This window comes from Streptomyces sp. NPDC059851, assembly GCF_042732005.1.
Lineage (GTDB): Bacteria > Actinomycetota > Actinomycetes > Streptomycetales > Streptomycetaceae > Streptomyces.
The window spans coordinates 98,496-113,227 of the sequence record NZ_JBHWJJ010000007.1 but is presented as its reverse complement, the minus strand read 5'-3'; the positions used below and the strand labels follow the sequence as shown (position 1 = coordinate 113,227).

Genomic DNA, 14,732 nt, shown 5'->3' with positions numbered 1-14,732 from the left:
ACCGCGGGGCCGCCCCACCGGAACCAACTGGGCTCCCCACACGGTGGGGGGCTGACCCCCCCCCTACCCCTCACGGTAGTTGGGCCGCCGGTTCCGTCGCGGCGGCCCTCCCGCGTGCTTGGCGTCGTACGGCAGGATGAGCGCATGACGAAGGTGCAGGAGGACCGGCCCGTACTGCCCACCCAGCAGGACGAGGTCGCCGCGGCGGGCAGCGAGTTCATCGGCGGCCCCATCGGCCGCCACGCCAGGCTCGGCGGCCACTGGCTGCACCCGGTCCGCGTCGTGGTGCTGGTCGCCCTCGGGATGTTCGCGCTCGGCATGGTGCAGAAGCTGCCCTGCTACGACTGGGCGTGGTTCCGCGGCGCCGGGTCCCAGTACACCCACGCCTGTTACTCCGACATCCCGCACCTGTTCGTCGCGCGCGGCTTCGCCGACGGCCTCACCCCGTACTTCGACCGGCTGCCCGGCGACATGGAGTACCTGGAGTACCCCGTCCTCACCGGCCTGTTCATGGAGGTCGCGTCCTGGCTGACCCCGGGTGGCGGCTCCATGCAGCACCGCGAGCAGATGTACTGGATGGTGAACGCGGGGATGCTGATGGGCTGCGCCGCGATCATCGCCGTCTGCGTCGCCCGCACCCACCGCCGCCGGCCCTGGGACGCGCTGCTCTTCGCCCTCGCGCCTGCCTTCGCGCTGACCGCGACGATCAACTGGGACCTGCTGGCCATCGCCCTGACCGCCGCGGCCATGCTCATGTGGTCCCGCGGCCGCGCCCTGCTCTTCGGCATCCTCGTCGGCCTCGCCACCGCGGCGAAGCTCTATCCGGTCCTGTTGCTCGGAGCGCTGTTCGTGCTGTGTTGGCGGGCCGGGAAATGGCGTGCGTTCGGTGCGGCGGTGCTGGGCGCTGCCGCCTCCTGGCTCCTGGTGAACCTGCCCGTCATGCTGTTCGCCTGGGACGGCTGGAAGAAGTTCTACACGTTCAGCCAGGAGCGGCCCATCGACTTCGGCTCGGTGTGGCTGCTCATCTCCCAACGCTCCGGCAATCCCCTGACCGACGCCAACACCTACGCGACGGGCCTGACGCTGCTGCTGTGCGCGGCCATCGGCCTGCTCGCTCTCACCGCGCCCCGCCGCCCGCGCTTCGCGCAGTTGGCCTTCCTGGTCGTGGCCGTCTTCATCCTGGCGAACAAGGTCTACTCGCCGCAGTACGTGCTGTGGCTCATCCCGCTCGCGGCGCTGGCCCGGCCGCGCTGGCGGGACTTCCTCGTCTGGCAGGCCACCGAGGTCGTGTACTTCCTCGGGATCTGGTTCTATCTGGCCTACACGACCAGCGGCGACAAGCACCAGGGCCTGCCCACTGAGGGCTACCAGCTGGCCATCGCGGCCCACCTCCTGGGCACGCTCTACCTGTGTGCGGTCGTCGTGCGCGACATCCTGCTGCCCGAGCGGGACGTCGTACGCCGTGACGGGTCGGACGACCCCTCCGGCGGTGTCCTGGACGGGGCCGCGGACGCGTTCGTGCTCTCGGACGCAGCGAGGGCGCCGCGGGAAGCGGCGCCCTCGGAGGGACAGCGGGTCCGCTGGGGCATGGCCCCCGGGGACTGACGGCCCGGTGCCCGGGCCGGTCCCGTGCCGGCTCGGGAACGGCTCAGGCGTCGACGATCCGGTCGAACTGCGTCGTCGTGTGGCGCAGGTGCGCTACGAGCTCGTCGCCCACCTTGGGCTCGGGCGCGTCCGAAGGCACGAACAGGATCGAGACCTGCATGTGCGGCGGCTCGGCGAACCAGCGCTGCTTGCCCGCCCACACGAAGGGCGAAAGGTTCCGGTTCACGGTGGCCAGGCCGGCCCGGGCCACACCCTTGGCGCGCGGCATGACACCGTGCAGGGCCTTGGGGGCCTCCAGGCCCACCCCGTGGGAAGTGCCGCCCGCCACCACGACGAGCCAGCCGTCGGAGGCGGCCTTCTGCTGGCGGTAGCCGAACCGGTCGCCCTTGGCCACCCGGGTGACGTCCAGGACGCTGCCGCGGTACTCGGTCGCCTCGTGGTCCCCCAGCCACAGCCGGGTTCCGATACGGGCGCGGAAGCGGGTCTGGGGGAACTGCTGCTGAAGCCGGGCCAGGTCCTCGGACTTCAGGTGGCTGACGAACATGGTGTGCAGCGGCAGACGGGCCGCGCGCAGCCGGTCCATCCAGCCGATGACTTCCTCGACCGGGTCCGAGCCGTCCGGGCGGTCCAGCGGCAGGTGCAGGGCGAAGCCCTCCAGCCGCACGTCCTCGATCGCTGCGTGCAGCTGCCCGAGGTCCTGCTCGGAGATGCCGTGGCGGCGCATCGAGCTCATGCACTCGATGACCACACGGGCACCGACCAGGCCGCGGACCCCGTCCAGTGAGGCCACCGAGCGGATCACCCGGTCCGGCAGCGGGACCGGGTCCTCACCCCGCCGGAACGGGGTGAGGACGAGCAGGTCGCCGCTGAAGAGGTCCTTGATGGCGGCGGCCTCGTACGTCGTGCCGACGGCGAGGATGTCCGCCCCCAGCCGGGTCGCCTCCTCGGACAGCCGCTCGTGACCGAAGCCGTAGCCGTTGCCCTTGCAGACCGGGATCAGTCCGGGGAACCGGTCCTGGATCTGCTTGTGGTGCGCACGCCAGCGCGCGGTGTCGACGTAGAGCGTGAGCGCCATGCCCGTCCGGAGCCTCTCTGGAATGGCTGCGTGAAGCAGCGGTGCGGTGGGGTGGGTTGCAGCCGGTCAGCGACGCGACATGTAGATGTCGAGCGCCTTGTGCAGCACCTTGTTGAGCGGGAAGTCCCACTCGCCGACGTACTCGACGGCCTCGCCGCCCGTACCGACCTTGAACTGGATCAGGCCGAACAGGTGGTCGTTCTCGTCCAGCGTGTCACTGATACCACGCAGGTCGTAGACGCTCGCGCCCAGCGCGTACGCGTCGCGCAGCATGCGCCACTGCATCGCGTTCGAGGGACGCACCTCGCGCTTGTGGTTCGCGGAGGCGCCGTACGAGTACCAGACGTGCTGCCCCACGGTGATCATCGTGGCTGCGGCCAGCGCCTCGCCCTCGTGCTGGGCGATGTAGAGCCGCATCCGGTTCGGGTCCTCGGCGTTGAGGGCCGTCCACTGGCGCTGGAAATAGCTGAGCGGGCGCGGGCGGAACTTGTCGCGCTCGGCCGTGATCTCGTACAGGTGCTGCCAGGTGGGCAGGTCGTCGTAGCCGCCCTGGACGACCTCGACGCCGGCCTTCTCGGCCTTCTTGATGTTGCGGCGCCACAGCTGGTTGAAGCCCTTGAGGACGTCGTCCAACGAACGGTTGGCGAGCGGCACCTGGAAGACGTAGCGGGGCTGGACGTCGCCGAAGCCGGCGCCGCCGTCCTCGCCCTGCTGCCAGCCCATGCGGCGCAGCTTGTCGGACACCTCGAAGGCGCGGGGCTCGATGTGCGAAGCCTCCACGTCACGCAGGCGCTTGACGTTCGGGTCCTGGATCCCGGCCTTGATGGCGCCGGAGTTCCAGCGGCGGATGACGACGGGCGGGCCCATCTTCACGGTGAAGGCGCCCTGGCGCTTGAGGTGCGCCAGCATCGGCTGGAGCCATTCCTCCAGGTTCGGGGCGAACCAGTTGATGACGGGGCCCTCGGGCAGGTAAGCGAGGTACCGCTTCACCTTGGGCAGCTGGCGGTACAACACGAGTGCGGCACCGACGAGTTCGTCGTTCTCGTTGAACCATCCGAGGTTCTCCGACCGCCACTCGTTCTTCACGTCGGCCCACGCCGGGACCTGGCAGTGGCTAGCCGAGGGCAGGCTCTGGAGATAACCCAGATGCTGCTCTCGGCTGATGGTCCTCAGGGACAGGCTCATGCGGGGCGTCTCCTCCGGCGGCTTCGCTGGCTATGGCGCGAAGCCTACTGCGACCAGGGCGCCACCCTTCTGGGGGACGGGCCGTATCAGGGCCGGTCGGGGGCGGCGCCCTGGTCGCGGAGGTGCCCCGGTCAGCCCAGCCAGCCGCCGAAGAGGCCGCCGTGCGCCATGCCGAGGTAGAAGCCGAGGCCGGATGCGCCCAGGCCGATGATCAGCGCGAAGCGCTCGCGTGTCGTTGCCGAGATGAACTGTCCGTACGCGCCGGTCAGGATTCCGATCAGCCCGGTCCACGAGGTGAGCAGGTGGAGATTGTCCCAAAACGCTGTGATGCATGCCACGGCGCCGAAGACGAGGGTGACCGCCATCAGGACGTCCTGCAGCGGATGGGGCTTGCCGTCGGTCGCGAGGAGCGAGATGGAGGGCTGGGAACGCATTGCCTGTGCCATGGAAAGGCACCTCCTGGCTGAAGCGGACCGGTGCTGCGGGGCCGCCTCCGGGGGGCCGGGGGCATAGCACCGAGCACAACCGATGCCTACAGATTGTGGTCCCTCTCCGCCGGATTTCAACCGGAAGGACGCGGCGGGGTAGTCTGTACGGTCTGCGCGGTGTCTGCTCTCAGACGCCGTGCGGCACGCATCACGACCCTCCTGCCACGGAACGACCGTGGCCGCTGAGTCCAAAGGAGGTGGGTTCCACATGCGTCACTACGAAGTGATGGTCATCCTCGACCCCGATCTCGAGGAGCGCTCTGTCGCCCCCCTGATCGAGAACTTCCTCTCCGTCGTCCGTGAGGGCAACGGAAAGGTCGAGAAGGTCGACACCTGGGGCCGTCGTCGTCTCGCTTACGAGATCAAGAAGAAGCCCGAGGGCATCTACTCGGTCATCGACCTGCAGGCAGAGCCCGCGGTCGTCAAGGAGCTCGACCGCCAGATGAACCTGAACGAGTCGGTTCTCCGGACCAAGGTCCTTCGCCCCGAGACCCACTGAACCTCGGTTCAGCGGTAATCGGGTTCGAGTAGCACAGCAGCCAGCAGCAAATCCCCGCCGAGAGGTTCATCCATGGCAGGCGAGACCGTCATCACGGTCGTCGGCAATCTCGTCGACGACCCCGAGCTGCGCTTCACCCCCTCGGGTGCGGCGGTCGCGAAGTTCCGCGTCGCGTCCACCCCCCGCACCTTCGACCGCCAGACCAACGAGTGGAAGGACGGCGAGAGCCTGTTCCTGACCTGCTCGGTGTGGCGGCAGGCGGCGGAGAACGTCGCCGAGTCCCTCCAGCGGGGCATGCGCGTCGTCGTGCAGGGCCGCTTGAGGCAGCGGTCATACGAGGACCGTGAGGGTGTCAAGCGCACGGTCTTCGAGCTGGACGTCGAGGAAGTCGGTCCCAGCCTGAAGAACGCCACGGCCAAGGTCACCAAGACCACGGGCCGCGGAGGCCAGGGCGGCTACGGCGGCGGTCAGCAGGGCGGCGGCGGTGGCTGGGGCGGTGCCCCCAGCGGCGGTCCGCAGGGCGGCGGAGGCCCCTCCGACGACCCGTGGGCGTCCAGCGCGCCGGCCGGCGGCCAGCAGCAGGGTGGCGGCGGTGGCTGGGGTGGAAACTCCGGCGGCGGCTACTCGGACGAGCCCCCCTTCTAGGGAAGCTCGTACCCCCACTTCTTGATCACACAGGAGAGACACCATGGCGAAGCCGCCTGTGCGCAAGCCGAAGAAGAAGGTCTGCGCATTCTGCAAGGACAAGACCGCGTACGTGGACTACAAGGACACGAACATGCTGCGGAAGTTCATTTCCGACCGCGGCAAGATCCGTGCCCGCCGCGTCACCGGCAACTGCACGCAGCACCAGCGTGACGTCGCCACGGCCGTGAAGAACAGCCGTGAGATGGCGCTGCTGCCCTACACGTCCACCGCGCGATAAGGAAAGGGTGACCGACTAATGAAGATCATCCTGACCCAGGAGGTCTCGGGCCTCGGTGCCGCCGGCGACGTCGTTGACGTCAAGGACGGCTACGCTCGCAACTACCTGGTCCCGCGTGGTTTCGCGATCCGCTGGACCAAGGGTGGCGAGAAGGACGTGGCGCAGATCCGCCGCGCCCGCAAGATCCACGAGATCGCGACCATCGAGCAGGCCAACGAGGTCAAGGCCCGGCTCGAGAGCACGAAGGTCCGTCTGGCCACCCGCTCGGGTGACGCCGGCCGCCTCTTCGGCTCCGTGACCCCGGCCGACATCGCTTCCGCGATCGAGGCTTCCGGTGGTCCGAAGGTCGACAAGCGCCGCGTTGAGCTGGCTGCCCCGATCAAGACCCTCGGTTCGTACCAGGTCTCCGTGCGTCTGCACGCCGAGGTCGCCGCGAACGTGGGCGTCGAGGTCGTCGCCGCCTAAGTGCTGCGTAGGAAGGGCCGCATCCTTTCGGGTGCGGCCCTTCGTCGTTTGTGCCGCCACCGTGTTGGGGCAGCGACGGGGCGCCGTGTTTCACGTGAAACACGGCGGCCCACAGAGGCCCGTTTCACGTGAAACATCGATTCCGGGAGTTCGGGGATCAGCGGGTCGCCCCGGCGACGGCCCATCGCCCGGAGCGGGCGCGCAGCTGGAGGGTGGCCATCCGGACGAGCATCATCAAGGTCATGGCGCACCACAGTGCCGTCAGCCCGCCGCCGATGAGCGGTACGAGCAGCGCGGCCGGTGCGAACACGGCCAGCGTGATCACCATTGCCGAGGCCAGATAGCGTCCGTCACCCGCGCCCATCAGGACCCCGTCGAGCACGAAGACCACCCCGGCCACGGGCTGGGACACGGCCACGACCAGCAGAGCGGGCAGCAGGGCCTCCTCCACCATCGGGTCGGTGGTGAACAGCGGCACGATCAGCGGGCGGGCAACCGCCACCAGTGCACCGAGGACGAATCCGGAGACGATCCCCCACTGCACCATCCGGCGGCAGACGGTTTTGGCGCCCCCGATGTCGCCGGCCCCCAGGTAGCGGCCGATGATCGCCTGTCCGGCGATGGCGATCGCGTCCAGAGCGAAGGCGAGCAGGCTCCACAGGGCGAGGAGGATCTGGTGGGCGGCGATGTCCGCGTCGCCGAGCCGGGCGGCCACGGCGGTCGCGATCATCAGGACGGCCCGCAGGGACAGGGTGCGGATCAGCAGCGGTATGCCGGCTTGGGCACAAGCCCGGATGCCCGCCGCGTCCGGGCGCAGCGACGCTCCGTGCCTCCGGGCGCCTCGGATCACCACAAGGAGGTAGGCGGCAGCCATGGCGCACTGGGCGATGACCGTGCCCCAGGCGGAGCCGGCGATACCGAGGCCGGCTCCGTAGACGAGAGCGGCGTTGAGGCCGGCGTTGAGGGCGAAACCACCCACGGCGACGTACAGCGGGGTCCGTGTGTCTTGGAGTCCGCGGAGGACGCCCGTGGCCGCCAGGACCACGAGCATGGCCGGGATGCCGAGCGCCGAGATCCTCAGGTAGGTGATCGCGTAGGGGGCGACGGTGTCGGAGGCACCGAAGGCCGAGACCAGCCAGGGCGCTGTGGGAAGCGCGAGGGTGATGACCGCCGCGCCCAGAAGGAGCGCGAGCCAGATGCCGTCCATGCCCTGCCGGAGCGCGGCCCCCAGGTCGCCCGAGCCGACGCGGCGGGAGACGGCCGCGGTGGTGGCGTAGGCAAGAAAGATGAACACACTGACGGCGGTCGTCAGGAGAGCGGCGGCGATGCCCAGCCCGGCCAGCTGGGAGGTGCCGAGGTGCCCCACTATGGCGCTGTCGACCAGTACGAAGAGAGGTTCCGCGACGAGCGCGCCGAAGGCCGGCACGGCGAGAGCCAGGATCTCTCGGTCGTGCCGTCCGGGTGCAGCCTTCGGTGTGTCCAGGGCCTGTGTCATGCGCTCAATTTAATCTTCCACAGGTAAGAGACACAACTCCATTCTGATCCTTACTGAACGGTCCGTTCCGGCGCTCGCGACACCTCGTCCGAGGCGATCCGGGGACTGTGGCCGAGAAATTTCTTCCCCACAGGCGGTGGAGGGAGAATCTGCAGGTCAGGGTGGGTGCTTGGGTGGGTCAGGTGATTTTGTCCACAGCGCCGTCCCCCGGTCCGTACACAGCTTCCGGCGAGTTACCCACAGCATTGGGTCCGTCATCCACATCTCATCCACACAGCCTGTGGATAACAAGATTGGCTGACGCCGCTCTCGGCCCTACCGTTGTGCGTTGCCCGACCGGCTGAATGCCGTCCCGGGTGTCCCAAATGTCAGGGCCGTGCCCCGGTGAGAGCGGCATGGTGAGGTCCGCGCTGCGGACGTGAGGAGGCGGGCCGGTGAGTATGCCCGAGCCCATGGACGACCCCTGGGCCGACAGCGGTCCGGGCGACCGTCTGCCCACCCGCTCGCGCCGTGGGGCCGAGAACCGGGGTCGTGGGGACGAACAGCACGAGCGGGGCCGTGAGGGCGGCTCCTGGGACGGCGGAGGCTTCGAGCGCGTTCCTCCGCAGGACCTCGACGCCGAGCAGTCGGTGCTCGGCGGCATGCTGCTGTCCAAGGACGCGATCGCGGACGTCGTGGAAATCATCAAGGGCCACGACTTCTACCGGCCCTCGCACGAGACCATCTACCAAGCCGTCCTCGACCTCTACGCCAAGGGTGAGCCCGCCGACCCGATCACGGTCGGCGCCGAGCTGACCCGGCGCGGCGAGATCGGCAAGGTCGGTGGTGTCTCGTACCTGCACACGCTGGTCCAGTCGGTGCCCACGGCCGCCAACGCCTCGTACTACGCGGAGATCGTCCACGAGCGTGCCGTCCTGCGCCGCCTCGTTGCGGCCGGTACGAAGATCACGCAGATGGGATACGCGGCGGACGGCGACGTCGACGAGATCGTCAACAGCGCCCAGGCCGAGATCTACGCCGTCACCGAGCAGCGGACTTCCGAGGACTACCTGCCTCTCGGCGACATCATGGAGGGCGCGCTCGACGAGATCGAGGCCATCGGCTCGCGCAGCGGCCAGATGTCCGGTGTCCCGACCGGCTTCACGGACCTCGACTCGCTCACCAACGGCCTGCACCCCGGTCAGATGATCGTCATCGCGGCCCGCCCCGCCATGGGTAAGTCGACGCTCGCGTTGGACTTCGCCCGCGCCTGCTCCATCAAGAGCAACCTGCCGAGCGTGATCTTCTCCCTCGAAATGGGGCGCAACGAGATCGCGATGCGCCTGCTGTCCGCAGAGGCCCGCGTGGCCCTGCACCACATGCGCTCCGGCACGATGACGGACGACGACTGGACCCGGCTGGCCCGCCGCATGCCGGACGTCTCCGCCGCCCCGCTCTACATCGACGACTCCCCCAACCTGTCGATGATGGAGATCCGGGCGAAGTGCCGGCGCCTGAAGCAGCGCAACAACCTCGCCCTGGTGGTCATCGACTACCTCCAGCTGATGCAGTCGGGCGGCTCCCGCCGGCCCGAGAGCCGCCAGCAGGAGGTCTCCGACATGTCCCGAAACCTCAAGCTGCTGGCCAAGGAGCTCGAGGTGCCGGTGATCGCACTGTCCCAGCTGAACCGAGGCCCCGAGCAGCGCACCGACAAGAAGCCGATGGTCTCCGACCTGCGTGAGTCGGGTTCGATCGAGCAGGACGCCGACATGGTGATCCTGCTGCACCGCGAGGACGCGTACGAGAAGGAGTCGCCCCGCGCGGGCGAGGCCGACCTGATCGTGGCGAAGCACCGAAACGGCCCCACGGCGACGATCACGGTCGCCTTCCAGGGCCATTATTCGCGGTTCGTGGACATGGCCAACACGTAGCATCCGGGCATGAACGCCTCGCCTGAAGACCTGGACCTGCTGCCCTCCACCCGGCGTGCCCTCGGGCACCGGATCGCCGTCGCGCAGAGAGAGGGCCGGGCGCCCTCGGTGGTCGCCGCTGTGGCGCGGGGAGGTGCCCTGGTGTGGGAGGGGGCCCGGAGCGCGGCTAGCGGGCACGGCTCGTACGGCGACGTGCAGTACCGGATCGGGTCGATCACCAAGACCTTCACTGCCGTCCTGGTGATGCGGCTGCGCGACGAGGGGCTGCTGGCGCTCGGGGACCCTCTTGAGGAGCACCTGCCCGGGACCGGCGCCGGAGAGGTGACCATCCGGCAGCTCCTGGCCCACACGGGTGGATTGGCCGCGGAAACGCCCGGCGAATGGTGGGAGCGGAGTTCCGCCTCCCTGCGCCCGGAGCTGGCCGACGTCCTGGGGGCAGAGCCGTTCCTCTTCGAGCGGGGCCGGCGTCACCACTACTCCAACCCCGGCTACACGCTGCTGGGTTCGCTCGTCGAGGCCGTCCGCGGCAAGCCCTGGGAAGAGGTGCTGCGTGCCGAGGTGCTGGAGCCGCTCGGGCTGGACCGGACGACCGTGCAGCCGCAGGCACCGTACGCGGACGGCTGGGCCGTCCATCCGTGGGCCGATGCGCTGATGGCCGAGCCTCCGGAAGACCTGGGCCTGATGGCTCCGGCAGGTCAGTTGTGGTCCACCACCCGGGACTTGGCCCGGTTCGGACAGTTCCTGCTGCACGGGGACGAGCGGGTCCTCAGCTCCGGAACCGTCCGGGAGATGGCCGTCGCCGCGGCCCCCGCCGAGCCGGGATTCGCCGAGTTCGGATACGGGCTCGGGGTGCAGCTGACGGAGAGCGGCGGGCACAAGCTCGCCGGGCACTGCGGCTCGCTGCCCGGCTTCGTCGCAGGACTGTGGCTGAACGAGGCCGAGGACCTGGTGGCCGTGGTACTGGCGAACTGCACGTCGGGGCTGCCGGCCGGGACCGTGGCCGCGGACCTGCTGACCACTGTTGCGGATGCCGAACCGCGTTTCCCGGAGCCTTGGAAGCCGTTCGCGGCGGCGGACACGGTGGCACTGGAGCTGTGCGGGCCTTGGTATTGGGGGCCGGCGGCGCACGTGGTCCGGCTGAGGTCGAACGGGGAGCTGGAACTCGGCCCTGCGGGCGTGATGGGCCGGGCGGCCCGGTTCCGGGCGGAGCCGGACGGCACTTGGGTCGGCCTGAACGGGTATTACGCGGGGGAGACGCTCCGGGCCGTCCGGCGGCCCGACGGCTCGGTGAGCCATCTCGACCTGGGCTCGTTCATGTTCACCCGGCAGCCGTACGACTCCGAGGCCCCGGTACCGGGCGGGGTGGACCCGCAGGGCTGGCGGGGGATCGGCTGACCCGCCGCCAGGCCTCCGTCCGCTGCCCGCCCCGTCACCGGACGGGCAGCGGCTCTCAAGTCGCGAGCCCGTGTTCGAGCGGGATCCGCGAGCGCAGGGCCGAAGCGGAACCCGTCCGGCCCTCACCGGCCCTGCCTGCCGTGAGCGGTCAGAGGGCGAGCTTGAAGCCGATGTGGGACGGGGTGAAGCCGAGCCGCTCGTAGAAGCGGTGGGCATCGGTGCGGGTCGCGTCGGAGGTGAGCTGGACCAGCTCGCAGTTCTCCCGGCGGGATTGCTCGATCGCCCACGTGATGAACCGGGTGCCCAGGCCGCTGCCGCGCTCGTCGGCGTGGACGCGGACGCCTTCGATGAGGGAGCGGGTGGCCCCCTTGCGGGACAGGCCCGGGACGATGGTGAGCTGGAGCGTGCCCACGACCCGTCCGTCGCGGACCGCCACGACCACATGCTGGTGGGGATCCGCGGCGAGGCGCTTGAACGCTGCTCGGTACGGCGCGAGGTCGTCCGGGGATTCGCGCGTGGCGCCCAGGGGATCGTCGGCCAGCATCGCGACGACGGCCGGCAGGTCCTCTTCGGTCGCCGGGCGGATGATGAGCTCGGTGGTGTCGGACATGGAAGCGCTCCTGTCTCAGCCGGCGGCCACGGTGAGCGGGGCCCAGCGCCGGGTCCAGTCCCCGGGGAGTCCGGGGATGTCGCGGGTCATGACCGCGTTGAAGGCGACAGAGGCCAGGCCGCGCTCCTTGAGCCAGGCGACGAGCTCCTCATGGCGGACGTCGACATCGGTGCGCAGGGGCCTGCCGGTGGTCGCGGCGAGGGCGGTGACGAGGGCTTTCGCGCAGCCCGTGTCGCGCGCGATCAGCGGGCCGATCACATGCGTCTCCATGTTGGGCCAGATTGCGGCGTACCCGGTGAGGTGGCCCGCGCCGTCTTCGGCGACCAAAAGTCGGTCCGCGAAGGCCGGGAGCCGCGTGATCAGGTGGGTCCGGTCGGCACCGAACACCTCCGCGTCCAGGCGGAGGATCCGTGCGATGTCCTCGGCGGCGGCGGGTCGGACCGTGGTGCTGTCCGGCTCTGGGGTCGAGGGATCGGGGTGGAAGGAGCCCCGGAGCATTTCGGCCCGCCCCGTAACGGTGAAGCCGAGCTCCTCGTAGAGGGGACGGCCGTAGGGGGTGGCGTGGAGGGTGAGCGGGACGCCCTTGAGAACGTCGTCGCAGAGGTGGGTCATGAGGCGGCGGCCCAGGCCCTGGCGTGCGTACCGGTCGGCCACGAGGACCATCCCGATGGCAGCCAGCTCCGGCTTGTCGTAGGTGTGTCCGTAGGAGGTGACGACACAGGCGGCGGCGAGCCCCCGCCCGTCGGGGGCGTCTACGCCGTAACCCTTGCCAGCGGCGAGGAGTAGGCCCCACTTGTGGTCCTCGCGCGGCCACCCGCGGTCCTCGGACAGGTTGGCGCAGTGGCGGTGATCATCCGTTGTCAGCGCGCGGATGGACAGGTTGGTGAGGTGTGGTGGTGTCACGGGCCCAGATTGGATCAACGGCCGGGAGGCGTCCAGGGGAATTCGGGCGATGTTCCGCACCGATCGGCCAGATGTTTCACGTGAAACCGCCCGATGTTTCACGTGAAACCAAGGCCGTGGTTTCACGTGAAACAGACCGTTTCACGTGAAACCAGCGGCTAGCCTCCACTCTCATGACCTTGTTGCACCTCTTCGACCTCGACGGCACCCTGATGTACGGCTCGGCAGCGCCGGTCGAGATTTCTCGGCAGCTCGGGCTGGGCGCGGAGATCGCCGAGTTGGAGAGGTCGTTCGGGGCCCGTGAGATCGGTCCTCACGAGTTCTCCGTGGCGGCCCACGCCCTGTGGGCGGAGCTGACGCCCGCGCACGTCCGGGCGGCGTTCGACGGAGCTCCTTGGCTGGCCGGGATCCGCGAGGTGTGGCAGGCCATCCGGGAGCAGGGCGACTACTGCGCGGTGATCTCGCTGTCGCCGTCGTTCTTCGTGGAGATGCTGCTGGAGTGGGGTGCACACGCCGCCCACGGCTCGGTCTTCCCCGAGGTCCCGTTCACCCGGCCCGTGGACGCGGCCGGGATCCTGACGCCGAAGGACAAGGTCGTCGTGGCCGACCGGCTGTGCTCCCGGTTCGGTGTCAACCGGGCGGACTGCGTGGCGTACGGAGACTCGGCGACCGACGCGGTGCTCTTCGATGCGGTGCCGGTATCGGTGGCGGTCAATGCCCGGCCCGCTCTTGCCGAACGCGCCACGCACGTCTACGAAGGGCGGGATCTGCGCGACGCATACCAGCTCGTTGCCTTGGCCCGCCCGGAAGTTGAGGCATCTTAAGAGGAAAGGGGGTTCGGAACGAGCGATTTCTTCATTCGCCCGCGAGTATCTGGGTCGGCTGGCAGTCTGTGAGCCCCGGAACCACGGATTCGAAGGCCGTGGCGTGCTTACCGACCGAGATGTTCGAAGCGAGGCACCGCATGGACGCTCCGCCCACCAGATCGGCCAGAGGGACGGTCCGGATACCGTCCGGGGGCAGTCAGGCCGAGCCCTCCCCGGACGCGGTGCTCATCCGCCGGACGCTGGAGGAGATCGCACCCGTCGCCGACCGGGTGACCTCTTACTTCTACGCCTTGGTGTTCACCGGGCATCCGGAGGTACGGGGCATGTTCCCGGCGGCGATGGACACCCAGCGCGACAGGCTGCTGAGGGCGCTGCTCACAGCGGCCGAGCACATCGACAACCCCGAGGTCCTCACGCCCTACCTGCAGCGGCTGGGCACCGGGCACCGCAAGTACGGCACGCTCGCCGGCCACTATCCGGTGGTGGGCGAGGCGCTGATCGGGGCGTTGTCCCGGTACGCCCAGAACACCTGGGGGCCGGAGGTGGAGGCCGCATGGGTGCGGGCCTACACCGCCATCTCCCAGATCATGATCGATGCCGCGGCTATGGACGAGCTGAAGTCCCCCGCGTGGTGGCATGCCGAGGTGGTGTCGCACGAGTTGCGCACGCCCGACATCGCCGTGTTGACCGTCCGCCCCGACCAGCCGTATCCCTTCCTGGCCGGCCAGTACACGAGCCTTGAGACTCCTTGGTGGCCGCGGGTCTGGCGGCACTACTCGTTCGCTTCCGCCCCGCGCGCCGACGGCTTGCTGTCCTTCCACGTCAAGGCCGTTCCGGCCGGCTGGGTCTCGAACGCCCTCGTACGCCATGCCCGCCCCGGCGATGTGCTGCGGCTCGGGCCGCCGGCCGGGTCGATGGTGGTGGATCACAGCACCGACAACGGGATGCTGTGCCTGGCCGGCGGAACCGGCATCGCCCCGATCAAGGCGCTGATCGAGGACGTGGCCGTGCACGGCGAACGGCGACCCGTGGAGGTGTTCTTCGGGGCGCGCACGGACGGGGACCTGTACGACAAGGACACCCTGCTTGGGCTCCAGCGCTCGCACCCGTGGCTGTCGGTCCGCCCTGTGGTCGGCGTGGGGCTGGAGGGGCAGCTGCCGCAGGCGATCGGCCTGCACGGGCCGTGGAGCTCGTACGACGCCTTCGTCTCGGGGCCGCCGGCGATGATCCGCAGCGGCGTGGGCGAGCTGGAGCGGATCGGCATTCCGCGGGAGCGGATCCGCTATGACGCGGTCGAGGAACTGGCGGGCGTCGCCGGCTGACGACGGCGTGCGCCCGCCTTCCGGCAGC

Annotated in this window: 15 protein-coding genes; 9 read left to right on the top strand and 6 right to left on the bottom strand. The window is 69.6% G+C overall.

Features of this window, described 5'->3' with window-relative positions:
- The first annotated feature begins 144 nt into the window (after positions 1-144).
- Positions 145-1,605, top strand: a complete 1,461-nt coding sequence (locus ACFV7Q_RS03920) for a glycosyltransferase family 87 protein (protein WP_385423258.1) — start codon at positions 145-147, stop codon at positions 1,603-1,605.
- A 43-nt stretch (positions 1,606-1,648) separates the two neighbouring features.
- Here ACFV7Q_RS03920 and ACFV7Q_RS03915 read toward each other — a convergent pair whose 3' ends face one another.
- The 3 genes from ACFV7Q_RS03915 to ACFV7Q_RS03905 form a co-directional block, all read right to left on the bottom strand.
- The gene (locus tag ACFV7Q_RS03915; protein WP_385423256.1) at positions 1,649-2,680 is read right to left on the bottom strand and encodes an alanine racemase; all 1,032 of its coding nucleotides are present in this window, start codon (positions 2,678-2,680) and stop codon (positions 1,649-1,651) included.
- A 66-nt stretch (positions 2,681-2,746) separates the two neighbouring features.
- The gene (locus ACFV7Q_RS03910) at positions 2,747-3,865 is read right to left on the bottom strand and encodes a lipid II:glycine glycyltransferase FemX (RefSeq protein ID WP_385423254.1); all 1,119 of its coding nucleotides are present in this window, start codon (positions 3,863-3,865) and stop codon (positions 2,747-2,749) included.
- A gap of 131 nt (positions 3,866-3,996) precedes the next feature.
- The gene (locus ACFV7Q_RS03905; protein WP_385423252.1) at positions 3,997-4,311 is read right to left on the bottom strand and encodes a hypothetical protein; all 315 of its coding nucleotides are present in this window, start codon (positions 4,309-4,311) and stop codon (positions 3,997-3,999) included.
- Positions 4,312-4,561: 250 nt separating this feature from the next.
- Here ACFV7Q_RS03905 and rpsF point away from each other — a divergent pair, with 250 nt between their 5' ends.
- From rpsF to rplI, 4 genes are all read left to right on the top strand, one after another.
- Positions 4,562-4,852, top strand: coding sequence for a 30S ribosomal protein S6 (gene rpsF / locus ACFV7Q_RS03900; protein WP_100827172.1), 291 nt, complete (start codon positions 4,562-4,564; stop codon positions 4,850-4,852).
- A 72-nt stretch (positions 4,853-4,924) separates the two neighbouring features.
- Positions 4,925-5,497 (top strand): single-stranded DNA-binding protein, encoded by a 573-nt coding sequence (locus ACFV7Q_RS03895; protein WP_385423250.1) that lies wholly within the window; start codon positions 4,925-4,927, stop codon positions 5,495-5,497.
- 43 nt (positions 5,498-5,540) lie between these two features.
- Positions 5,541-5,777 (top strand): 30S ribosomal protein S18, encoded by a 237-nt coding sequence (gene rpsR, locus ACFV7Q_RS03890; protein ID WP_005315025.1) that lies wholly within the window; start codon positions 5,541-5,543, stop codon positions 5,775-5,777.
- Between the two features lie 18 nt (positions 5,778-5,795).
- Complete coding sequence (gene rplI / locus ACFV7Q_RS03885) at positions 5,796-6,242, top strand: 50S ribosomal protein L9 (RefSeq protein WP_385423248.1); 447 nt, start codon at positions 5,796-5,798, stop codon at positions 6,240-6,242.
- Between the two features lie 157 nt (positions 6,243-6,399).
- Here rplI and ACFV7Q_RS03880 read toward each other — a convergent pair whose 3' ends face one another.
- A complete protein-coding gene (locus ACFV7Q_RS03880) occupies positions 6,400-7,737 on the bottom strand; it encodes an MATE family efflux transporter (protein WP_385423246.1) in 1,338 nt (445 codons plus the stop codon).
- Between the two features lie 434 nt (positions 7,738-8,171).
- On the opposite strand from ACFV7Q_RS03880, the gene dnaB reads away from it, so the two are divergent.
- Both dnaB and ACFV7Q_RS03870 read left to right on the top strand, forming a co-directional pair.
- Positions 8,172-9,647 carry a replicative DNA helicase gene (dnaB, locus tag ACFV7Q_RS03875; RefSeq protein WP_385423244.1) on the top strand — a complete coding sequence of 492 codons (1,476 nt, stop codon included), beginning with the start codon at positions 8,172-8,174 and terminating at the stop codon, positions 9,645-9,647.
- Positions 9,648-9,656: 9 nt separating this feature from the next.
- The gene (locus ACFV7Q_RS03870; RefSeq protein ID WP_385423242.1) at positions 9,657-11,042 is read left to right on the top strand and encodes a serine hydrolase domain-containing protein; all 1,386 of its coding nucleotides are present in this window, start codon (positions 9,657-9,659) and stop codon (positions 11,040-11,042) included.
- A gap of 148 nt (positions 11,043-11,190) precedes the next feature.
- On the opposite strand, the gene ACFV7Q_RS03865 is transcribed toward ACFV7Q_RS03870, so the two are convergent.
- Both ACFV7Q_RS03865 and ACFV7Q_RS03860 read right to left on the bottom strand, forming a co-directional pair.
- Positions 11,191-11,652, bottom strand: a complete 462-nt coding sequence (locus tag ACFV7Q_RS03865) for a GNAT family N-acetyltransferase (RefSeq protein ID WP_385423240.1) — start codon at positions 11,650-11,652, stop codon at positions 11,191-11,193.
- A 15-nt stretch (positions 11,653-11,667) separates the two neighbouring features.
- A complete protein-coding gene (locus ACFV7Q_RS03860; protein WP_385423238.1) occupies positions 11,668-12,555 on the bottom strand; it encodes a GNAT family N-acetyltransferase in 888 nt (295 codons plus the stop codon).
- Between the two features lie 173 nt (positions 12,556-12,728).
- On the opposite strand from ACFV7Q_RS03860, the gene ACFV7Q_RS03855 reads away from it, so the two are divergent.
- Together ACFV7Q_RS03855 and ACFV7Q_RS03850 are read left to right on the top strand one after the other, a co-directional pair.
- Positions 12,729-13,379 carry an HAD family hydrolase gene (locus ACFV7Q_RS03855; RefSeq protein ID WP_385423236.1) on the top strand — a complete coding sequence of 217 codons (651 nt, stop codon included), beginning with the start codon at positions 12,729-12,731 and terminating at the stop codon, positions 13,377-13,379.
- A complete protein-coding gene (locus ACFV7Q_RS03850) occupies positions 13,373-14,704 on the top strand; it encodes a globin domain-containing protein (protein WP_385423270.1) in 1,332 nt (443 codons plus the stop codon). The genes ACFV7Q_RS03855 and ACFV7Q_RS03850 overlap by 7 nt, the downstream gene beginning before the upstream one ends.
- Positions 14,705-14,732 lie beyond the last annotated feature (28 nt).

Coding starts and splice junctions, on each gene's coding strand:
- ACFV7Q_RS03915 (WP_385423256.1), bottom strand. CDS start 2,680: ATGGCGCTCACGCTCTACGTCGACACCGCGCGCTGGCGTGCGCACCAC.
- ACFV7Q_RS03855 (WP_385423236.1), top strand. CDS start 12,729: ATGACCTTGTTGCACCTCTTCGACCTCGACGGCACCCTGATGTACGGC.
- rplI (WP_385423248.1), top strand. CDS start 5,796: ATGAAGATCATCCTGACCCAGGAGGTCTCGGGCCTCGGTGCCGCCGGC.
- ACFV7Q_RS03880 (WP_385423246.1), bottom strand. CDS start 7,737: ATGACACAGGCCCTGGACACACCGAAGGCTGCACCCGGACGGCACGAC.
- rpsR (WP_005315025.1), top strand. CDS start 5,541: ATGGCGAAGCCGCCTGTGCGCAAGCCGAAGAAGAAGGTCTGCGCATTC.
- ACFV7Q_RS03865 (WP_385423240.1), bottom strand. CDS start 11,652: ATGTCCGACACCACCGAGCTCATCATCCGCCCGGCGACCGAAGAGGAC.
- ACFV7Q_RS03870 (WP_385423242.1), top strand. CDS start 9,657: ATGAACGCCTCGCCTGAAGACCTGGACCTGCTGCCCTCCACCCGGCGT.
- ACFV7Q_RS03920 (WP_385423258.1), top strand. CDS start 145: ATGACGAAGGTGCAGGAGGACCGGCCCGTACTGCCCACCCAGCAGGAC.
- ACFV7Q_RS03910 (WP_385423254.1), bottom strand. CDS start 3,865: ATGAGCCTGTCCCTGAGGACCATCAGCCGAGAGCAGCATCTGGGTTAT.
- ACFV7Q_RS03895 (WP_385423250.1), top strand. CDS start 4,925: ATGGCAGGCGAGACCGTCATCACGGTCGTCGGCAATCTCGTCGACGAC.
- ACFV7Q_RS03905 (WP_385423252.1), bottom strand. CDS start 4,311: ATGGCACAGGCAATGCGTTCCCAGCCCTCCATCTCGCTCCTCGCGACC.
- rpsF (WP_100827172.1), top strand. CDS start 4,562: ATGCGTCACTACGAAGTGATGGTCATCCTCGACCCCGATCTCGAGGAG.